The 7,299-nt window shown below is 46.2% G+C and carries 9 protein-coding genes; 5 read left to right on the forward strand and 4 right to left on the reverse strand.

The genetic code is table 11. The features are described from left to right. Positions 1-207 precede the first annotated feature (207 nt). Positions 208-603, reverse strand: coding sequence for a VOC family protein (locus M977_RS23215; RefSeq protein ID WP_064519365.1), 396 nt, complete (start codon positions 601-603; stop codon positions 208-210). A 231-nt stretch (positions 604-834) separates the two neighbouring features. On the opposite strand from M977_RS23215, the gene M977_RS23220 reads away from it, so the two are divergent. The 4 genes from M977_RS23220 (at position 835) to M977_RS23235 (ending at position 3,628) form a co-directional block, all read left to right on the forward strand. After that, positions 835-1,254, forward strand: coding sequence for a GNAT family N-acetyltransferase (locus M977_RS23220; RefSeq protein ID WP_064519368.1), 420 nt, complete (start codon positions 835-837; stop codon positions 1,252-1,254). A gap of 249 nt (positions 1,255-1,503) precedes the next feature. Then, on the forward strand, positions 1,504-2,046 hold the full coding sequence (locus M977_RS23225; RefSeq protein WP_064519370.1) for a GNAT family N-acetyltransferase: 543 nt from the start codon (positions 1,504-1,506) through the stop codon (positions 2,044-2,046). 186 nt (positions 2,047-2,232) lie between these two features. Beyond that, positions 2,233-2,871 (forward strand): glutathione S-transferase family protein, encoded by a 639-nt coding sequence (locus M977_RS23230; protein WP_064519384.1) that lies wholly within the window; start codon positions 2,233-2,235, stop codon positions 2,869-2,871. 304 nt (positions 2,872-3,175) lie between these two features. After that, entirely contained in the window at positions 3,176-3,628 is a 453-nt protein-coding gene (locus M977_RS23235; RefSeq protein ID WP_064519387.1) for a GNAT family N-acetyltransferase, read from the forward strand. 337 nt (positions 3,629-3,965) lie between these two features. On the opposite strand, the gene M977_RS23240 is transcribed toward M977_RS23235, so the two are convergent. The 3 genes from M977_RS23240 to M977_RS23250 all read right to left on the reverse strand — a co-directional run bounded on the left by M977_RS23240 (position 3,966) and on the right by M977_RS23250 (position 6,461). After that, positions 3,966-5,012 carry a bifunctional transcriptional activator/DNA repair enzyme AdaA gene (locus tag M977_RS23240; RefSeq protein WP_064519373.1) on the reverse strand — a complete coding sequence of 349 codons (1,047 nt, stop codon included), beginning with the start codon at positions 5,010-5,012 and terminating at the stop codon, positions 3,966-3,968. After that, the gene (locus M977_RS23245) at positions 4,996-5,772 is read right to left on the reverse strand and encodes an isocitrate lyase/PEP mutase family protein (RefSeq protein WP_064519376.1); all 777 of its coding nucleotides are present in this window, start codon (positions 5,770-5,772) and stop codon (positions 4,996-4,998) included. Before M977_RS23245 ends, M977_RS23240 begins: the two co-directional genes overlap by 17 nt. Positions 5,773-6,218: 446 nt before the next feature. Continuing rightward, a complete protein-coding gene (locus M977_RS23250; protein ID WP_064519379.1) occupies positions 6,219-6,461 on the reverse strand; it encodes a DUF2798 domain-containing protein in 243 nt (80 codons plus the stop codon). Between the two features lie 480 nt (positions 6,462-6,941). Between M977_RS23250 and M977_RS23255 the strand changes: the two genes are divergently transcribed. Continuing rightward, positions 6,942-7,151 (forward strand): YdgH/BhsA/McbA-like domain containing protein, encoded by a 210-nt coding sequence (locus M977_RS23255; protein ID WP_064519382.1) that lies wholly within the window; start codon positions 6,942-6,944, stop codon positions 7,149-7,151. Positions 7,152-7,299 lie beyond the last annotated feature (148 nt).

Below are 7,299 nucleotides of genomic sequence, written 5' to 3' on the forward strand. Positions count from 1 at the left end.
AAGGTTATTTTTTATACCTCCGAGCTATGTAAAGCTTGACCACTTTGACAGGCAGCTTTGAGCGAAAAGCGGAAGTAGCAAAAATAGATGAAGTTTGTTTTGCCGCATTTAATGATACTTTAAAGTGTGTGCGGTGTTGGGCTATAAGCCACTCACTCTAATTTACCGGCTGCTCATTGAAGGCGCAGCCGTTAAAGATATTTAACTCTACTTGTTCTGGTAAAGATCCCAGCGGTTGCCGTAGATGTCTTCAAATACAACGACCGTACCGTACTCCTCTTCACGTGGCTCCTCACAAAATTCAACACCTTTTGCTTTCATAGCGTTATAGTCACGCCAGAAGTCATCTGTCTGAAGGAACAGGAATACCCGCCCTCCACACTGATTGCCTATGAAGTTTTTCTGCCTCTCGTTTGAAGCTCGGGCCAGAAGAATGTTGCAGTCGCTTTCCGGGTTCGGTGTGACCACTACCCATCGTTTCCCAGACTGTGGCGTATCCTCAACCAGGGTAAAGCCCAGCTTGGTTGTGTAATACTCAATCGCGCGGTCATAGTCGTCAACCACCACGGCCACATACCCCATGCATCGCTTTTGTGTTCTCATTTTATGCTCCGTCAGACTTCAGGCATGACTACCTAGATACTCTTTTTATCACAGAACCTCTATACCTGACCGTCCGCTGTTGGCACAAAGTTGACTTGAAAATTTGAGCGATGAGCGGACGCTGGCCGCCGCCAGATGACTAGCGAAGTCATATCGATACACTATTTAGATCCCATTTATGTTGGTGTATTGTTAAATTTGAAAAGTAGCGAACTACCCTGGAAGTGGAAAATGCATCAGAAATACGTTTTTGTTAACACAGTTCCATCTGCAGAAGATTTCTGTCGTTTACGCGTTATATCTGGCTTAACACCTCGTCCTCTGGATGCCGCGGAATGTGCTCTTCCTGGAAGTTGTTACGGGGTTCATATTGAGTATGCTGGGCTAATTGTCGGGATGGGGCGCATCATCGGTGATGGTGCCCTGAATTTTGAGATTGTCGATATTGCTGTTGACCCGGATCATCAAGGAAACGGTCTCGGGCGAAAGATTATGCAGAATTTAATGTCTTGGTTTGAAAAGCATGTGTCACCGGGTGCCTATATTACCCTCATGGCCGACGTTCCCGAACTATATGAAAAATTCGGTTTTAAAAATGTTCGGCCGGCAAGCGAAGGCATGGCATTGGTTTGGGTCGGTAATGACCAATAATCCCTATATTGATTAATACACTGAACTGACAGCACCGTCCGCTCCTGGCACGAAGCGGACCGTTTGAAGAGCCGTGTGGTCTGCTAAGAGCGAGGAGCGGACTTCAGCAACTCCATTTTGCGGATTTTACAGGACATTCCGGCAGACATGATTCAGATATGGACCTGAAGGCTTCAAAGAGATCCTTCTCAGACTATGTCTGACAGACTAAAGTATTTAACAAAACATTTACATGAAAAGGAGGGGCTAGTGTACTGGGAGTCAGAAAGGCTACTTTACAGACCAGTAATGATGTCCGACGTGCAGGCGTTATTTCGCATCTACGGTGACGTCAGAACGCACGCGTTTAACCCAAGGGGTCCACACCGGGACATCGGGCATAGCCGTAGCATTATCCTTCAGCGAACCGCAGACCGTGAACGTTATGGTTTTGACGACTGGGCTGTCTCTGAAAAGACGGATCCAGAAAGGATCATTGGCTTTGGAGGCGTGTTTGTCAGCCAGTTCAATAGTCGACAAACGAATAATTTGGGATACAGGTTTGAACCGGAATCATGGGGGAAAGGTTATGCAACTGAACTCTCCTGTCGCGCTTTGATGTATGGATTTGACGAGTTAAAACTGCCTGAAATTGTCGGGGTTACACGCGAGAATCATATAGCCTCTCGCCGCATTCTTGAAAAAGCAGGTTTGTTGTTTACTCAAAGAATTGATAATCCCGAGGACCCACCGGCTAACCTCATCTTCACTCTGACTATAGATCAATGGAAGAGTCTGAAACGACAGGCTTAAAGCATGGTTACATCTTCTGACTACACTGGTTTTCCAGAACCATGCGAACAGCACGTTGACGAACTTCAGGGGGAAATCGGTTATGTTTTGTCATCCTGGTTACCTCTCTCAATGAATGTAGTCGCCAGGATTACCGGCGCGGTTCAGTTAAAAATTAACTTGGTTTATGCGAAGGAGGTTTTTCAGATGTTGGAGGTATGGGGAAGGAAAACATCGTCGAACGTTCAGGCCTTAATGTGGTGTATCGGCGAACTGGAATTGCCTTATCAACGATATGATGTAGGACACAAGTATGGGGGGACAGACTCTGATGAGTTTTATCTGTTAAATCCTAATCGAACCATACCCGTTATCAGAGATAATGGGGGGCTGCCTTTCTGGGAGACAGGTGCGATCCTGCGGTACCTGGCTTGTCGTTACGGACACGAGACCTTCTGGCCTAAGGATGTTCTGGAGAGAACAAGTGTTGATCGCTGGACTGAATGGGCAAAAATCAGTGTTGCAATGAACTTTAATGAACCCATTTTCTGGCGAGTAGTACGCACGCCTGCCCATTTACGAGATTCTACCGCCATCAAAAAGGCAGTAGAATCTTTTGAAAAGCGCTTGATGATTGCCGAAACGCAGCTAACGCAATATCAATACCTTGCCGGTAATGATTTTACACTTGCAGATATACAATTTGGGCATGTGCTTTTTCGCTACTTCGACATCGATATTTCCCGTGCAAAACTCCCTCAACTCAGGAAGTACTACGAGGGTTTGCGGCAGCGATCGCCATATCGTGAGCATGTTATGGTTTCTTATGAGGAACTTAGGGTTTAGGTACCTTATGAACTAATTCTTTGTATCTAACCTTACGTGTTTAATAAGTGGCGTAGCCTGCTATGTCAGCATGCGCTTTTTTCCTTACTGATTAAAAGGTCCATTACAATTTTCTGTTAGTCCAAAACTTAATGTAATTCACTTTGACGTGCTCCCTAATTTTTAATGCAACGCGATGTTAGTAATGTCCCCTCCTGGCACAGAGCGGGCATTGATGGCATTAGAAGTATGAGATTACCATTGTCATACTGGACACAATCGTAATTCTGTCCAGAATATGCAGATTGAAATCAGTGGGAGAATCATGGATATCCAACTCACAAACGTTACCCCGGAAAGCGCAGGATTTGCTGAGTTAAAATCGCAGAGCATGGCTGAAGGATTTAACATGTTACGCCGACTGGAAGATAACTGGCTTAGCGGACTGAACCGCTTTGACAGACCCGGAGAAAAACTAATTGGGGCTTCTGTAGATGGATTGATCGTTGGCGTTTGTGGGCTCAACGTTGATCCATTTACGCTAAAAACTGGCATCGGACGTCTGCGACATCTCTATGTAGACTCAGGATGGAGAAAAAGGCAGGTTGGCAGCACCCTGCTCAGTGAAATACTTAAGGATTCTGGCCACTGGTTTGATTTTATCAACACAAACGCTCCCCCATTGGCATTCACCTTCTATGAACGAGCCGGCTTTATTGCTTTAACTGGCATAGAAAAAGTTACGCACCATCTATGTATCAAAGACCCAGCGCGTTAATTCAGTCACGTCTTGGGCAGACCGCATATCTTGTCCAGTGAACCATTTTTCAGGAGCGCCTGCCCAGATACAGTCTTGACGCATCCAAACCGTACCACTTTCAGGCAAATCAGAGCCATTAAAGTTAAATCCGCGCCGCCTTGGACACACTGCGTTTTCTAACCAGGCATGCAGAACGGCGGCTTAAACATCTTCAGGAAATCAAAGGAACTGACTGGCAGGTTTGAGCGAGGAGCGGATGTTATGCTTAAGGTATTCGAGACACTCGTGGTTAGTTAAGTGAAAAATGAGCTTTGCCACACTGTTTCGTTATAGCCGTCCACTGCCAGCACCACTTTTAACGCTGTTTTCGTTCGTGCTCAATAAGCCATTCTTTGCGCGCAATGCCACCGCCGTAGCCAGTCATCGCACCATCTTTGCCGATAATTCTGTGGCATGGAATGACGATCGCTATTCGGTTTGCTCCATTTGCTGCGGCCACTGCGCGTACCGCATTGGGATTTCCAATCTGCTCAGATAGCGCCTGGTAGTGCGACGTTTGACCATAAGAAACCGCACGTAGCTCTTGCCAGACGGAACGTTGAAAATCACTACCTGGGGCATCGAGGAGCAGATCAAATTGTTGGCGTGTTCCAGAAAAATACTCGCCAATTTCTTTTTCTGCCTGGCGCGTATGAATATTTTCCCCTGATATTATTCGCGCTTTAAGCAAAACTTGAAGATCGCGAAATTCAGTCTCCAGCATCCGTCGGTCAGTAAATTCCAGCAGGCAAACTCCACGTTCAGTGGCACAGACAAACATGGGACCGAGCGGTGTGGTAAAACGGTGGATCATGATCACCTGACTCTGTTTAGTTGGAGCAACACCCGTGACCCGCTTATAGGTATAACCAAAACCGCTCAATGATTCGTAGCCGTTATCCAATGCAACATCAGTGGCAGTTCGCCCACCTTTTAGCTCCTGAAGCGCGATATTTACCCGTTGCATTCTTTGAAATGCATGGAAGGTAATTCCGTGATTTTGTAGAAACCAGCGCCGTACACGCTCCGGGCTGATACCATGTTTCCGTAATTCTGCATCGTTAATTCTTGTTTTAGGATTAGCGCGCACGAGTTCAAGCGCTTGTTCGATTAACAACGGCGCGCTGTGCGCATTTTCAGTGGGTCGGCATACTTTGCAAGGGCGAAAACCTGCATCCAGAGCAGCTTTAAAATCTTTATAAAACTCAACATTTTCACGTTTCGGTTTCCGTGCCCGACATACCGATATACAAAATACCCCTGTTGTTTTGACACCAACAAAAAACACCCCCGTATACTCTGAAGCGCGCTCAAGTAATGCCTGATACCAGACATCGCACTGTTCATTATCGAGAACTTTCATCAACAAAAACTCCTGCAAAGGTCTGTTGTGAATGGATAATTTGCATTAAATCTTTAAGCTTCGATTGAATGGCTGAATGAACGAAATTACCCATAGAAATGCGACTTACGCCTAGTATTTCCAGCCTCTCGAACGTGGGGAGATTTGGCATACACATTACGTTTAATGGCAGATTTAGCTCTTTGGTAATGGTTTCAATATCTTTTTCTGACGTGAGGCATGGGACAAAAAGCCCGTCTGCACCCGCAGCTTCATAAAGCTGGCCGCGTAACAGCGTTTCCTGCAAAGCCTGCTCATGATTAAGAAGGTATGTATCAGTACGGATATTAAGAAATAATGGATAATTCTCTACGTTCAGCGTCTTGCGAATCTCTTTTAATGTACTGGCAAATGCTGGGGCATCTTCTAGTTGCCTGACACCGTTAACCACTCTGCTGTCCTCGAGGTTTATACCAACCACCCCAAGTTGTACGAGGCGTTTAAGATGAGTCGTAATCTCGTCAGCTGTACCACCAAATCCTGCTTCTACATCAACACTTAATGGCAGGTTACTGACGGATTTGATGCGAGTGACGAAATAGAACAATTCGTCAAAAGACATGGCCTCTCCGTCTTCGTAACCTAGCGTAGCGGCAATCGCTGCACTGGAAGTACCAAGGGCCTGATAGCCCGCCTGCTGCGCCGCGATCGCACTTCCAGCATCCCAGACATTTGCGATGAGTAGCGGTTTGTTTTGATTATGAAGCTCAATGAAGTTCATGATTTATCTCCTTTTAGAATGAAGATAAATCTAGAACATCCGACGAAACCCTCACAACCGAAAATCGGACGACCATTTTTGCATGCGATCTATGTCAACTGCTGCAAGGGTAGACCTGCCCCGACGTTGATTAACACTTCGTTGTTGTTATAACGTCCGCTCCTGGCACTTAGCAGCCAGAGCGAAGGAGACTAGGTCCTCTCTGAGCGTGAAGCGGTTGGGCATAATCAGTTTGTAGAAAGGTCTCTAAAAGTGAAGGGGTCGGATTACAGAGATGCTTACAATAACGCCTCACTGTGCGAACCACATGAAAAAGCCCACTCCTGGAGGGCTTAACACCAAACTATTGCTGTTCAGACTGCGGTAGCGGCATGCAGTTAATTAAATAAAACCCCTATTGGTTGAGTTTTTACTAGAGGTCTAACACACCAGGCTCTGGGTGATATTCACTCAGCTCTGACGAGGTCACGATTCGCCATCAACCGTCCGGCCATCATGAAAGCCAACGGCGACACGACCAAAGAAAAACAGAAGGCTACCGGCCAAGCAATAATAAAAGAACTGGCCCAGGCATCCACAATGTGGGAGGTCATACCGAGATGAAGAAGGGAAAAGAATCCAGTCATAAGGAAGGCCATCATCCCTGAGATGAAGACTTGGGCGGTGATTAAGACTTTCTTGCTGTGCATGCAAATATTCCTTTTACGGCGGTGCGAGCATGGGCAGCATATAGCTTACCCACGGCATCACACCCAAATTGATTAGGATGATGCCGTGGGTTCTTAAAAAGACTAATTCTCGTAGGATACGAGGGTCGGAATAACCAAACCGACCGATCATTTTTCGGCGCAAGGATTCTAGGTGTCACTCGGCAGCAAGTCAACCTGCTCAAAAAACGAACTTGGCATACAGATTCGTACAGTTGGGCTTCAAACCCCATTGACCATAACGTCCCAGTTTCCGAACTCGAGCAGCCCGCATCATTACCCACGGAACAAAAGTGTCACCCCCCTCTCAGAGGCACATCAATAACAGCCTGAGAAATATTCTATTTTTTTGAATAACTCTGGCAAATTGTTTCGATTTTAATCATTAACGCGTCGGCCTATCATTTATCACATCAGGGCAACAACGCTCTAAACCAGATAAATGACTTCAGGAATACGACCATGAAAACCATCAAAACTTTTGTTGTAGTTACTGTTCTTTCTGTAATGTCTTTCGGTGCATTCGCCCAGAGCATCAGCACCACAGCTTCCACACTTGACCGCGCAGAAGCAAAAATTGCCGCACAGGCCGCTGAAGAAGGCGCATCCTATAAAATCACCAGTGCGCAGTTCAAAAATCACGTACACATGACAGCTGAGCTGATCAAATAACGAATGGTCGCCGCAAAGCGGCGGGTTTTTCCCCTCAGGTTTAACGCCATTCAGCCCCTTCAGGGGCTTTTTTGTGTCTGTCGTCCGGCGGCAACTACCACTGTGAATTAAACATAACGTCTTATTTTTGCATGCACATATGAAAAAG

Origin of the sequence: Buttiauxella gaviniae ATCC 51604 (assembly GCF_001654835.1) — a bacterium.
GTDB classification, from domain to species: Bacteria; Pseudomonadota; Gammaproteobacteria; order Enterobacterales; family Enterobacteriaceae; genus Buttiauxella; species Buttiauxella gaviniae.

Excerpts from the sequence above, each read along its gene's own strand:
- M977_RS23215 (WP_064519365.1), bottom strand. The coding sequence starts at position 603 with ATGAGAACACAAAAGCGATGCATGGGGTATGTGGCCGTGGTGGTTGAC.
- M977_RS23220 (WP_064519368.1), top strand. The coding sequence starts at position 835 with ATGCATCAGAAATACGTTTTTGTTAACACAGTTCCATCTGCAGAAGAT.
- M977_RS23230 (WP_064519384.1), top strand. The coding sequence starts at position 2,233 with ATGTTGGAGGTATGGGGAAGGAAAACATCGTCGAACGTTCAGGCCTTA.
- M977_RS23235 (WP_064519387.1), top strand. The coding sequence starts at position 3,176 with ATGGATATCCAACTCACAAACGTTACCCCGGAAAGCGCAGGATTTGCT.
- M977_RS23240 (WP_064519373.1), bottom strand. The coding sequence starts at position 5,012 with ATGAAAGTTCTCGATAATGAACAGTGCGATGTCTGGTATCAGGCATTA.
- M977_RS23245 (WP_064519376.1), bottom strand. The coding sequence starts at position 5,772 with ATGAACTTCATTGAGCTTCATAATCAAAACAAACCGCTACTCATCGCA.
- M977_RS23250 (WP_064519379.1), bottom strand. The coding sequence starts at position 6,461 with ATGCACAGCAAGAAAGTCTTAATCACCGCCCAAGTCTTCATCTCAGGG.
- M977_RS23255 (WP_064519382.1), top strand. The coding sequence starts at position 6,942 with ATGAAAACCATCAAAACTTTTGTTGTAGTTACTGTTCTTTCTGTAATG.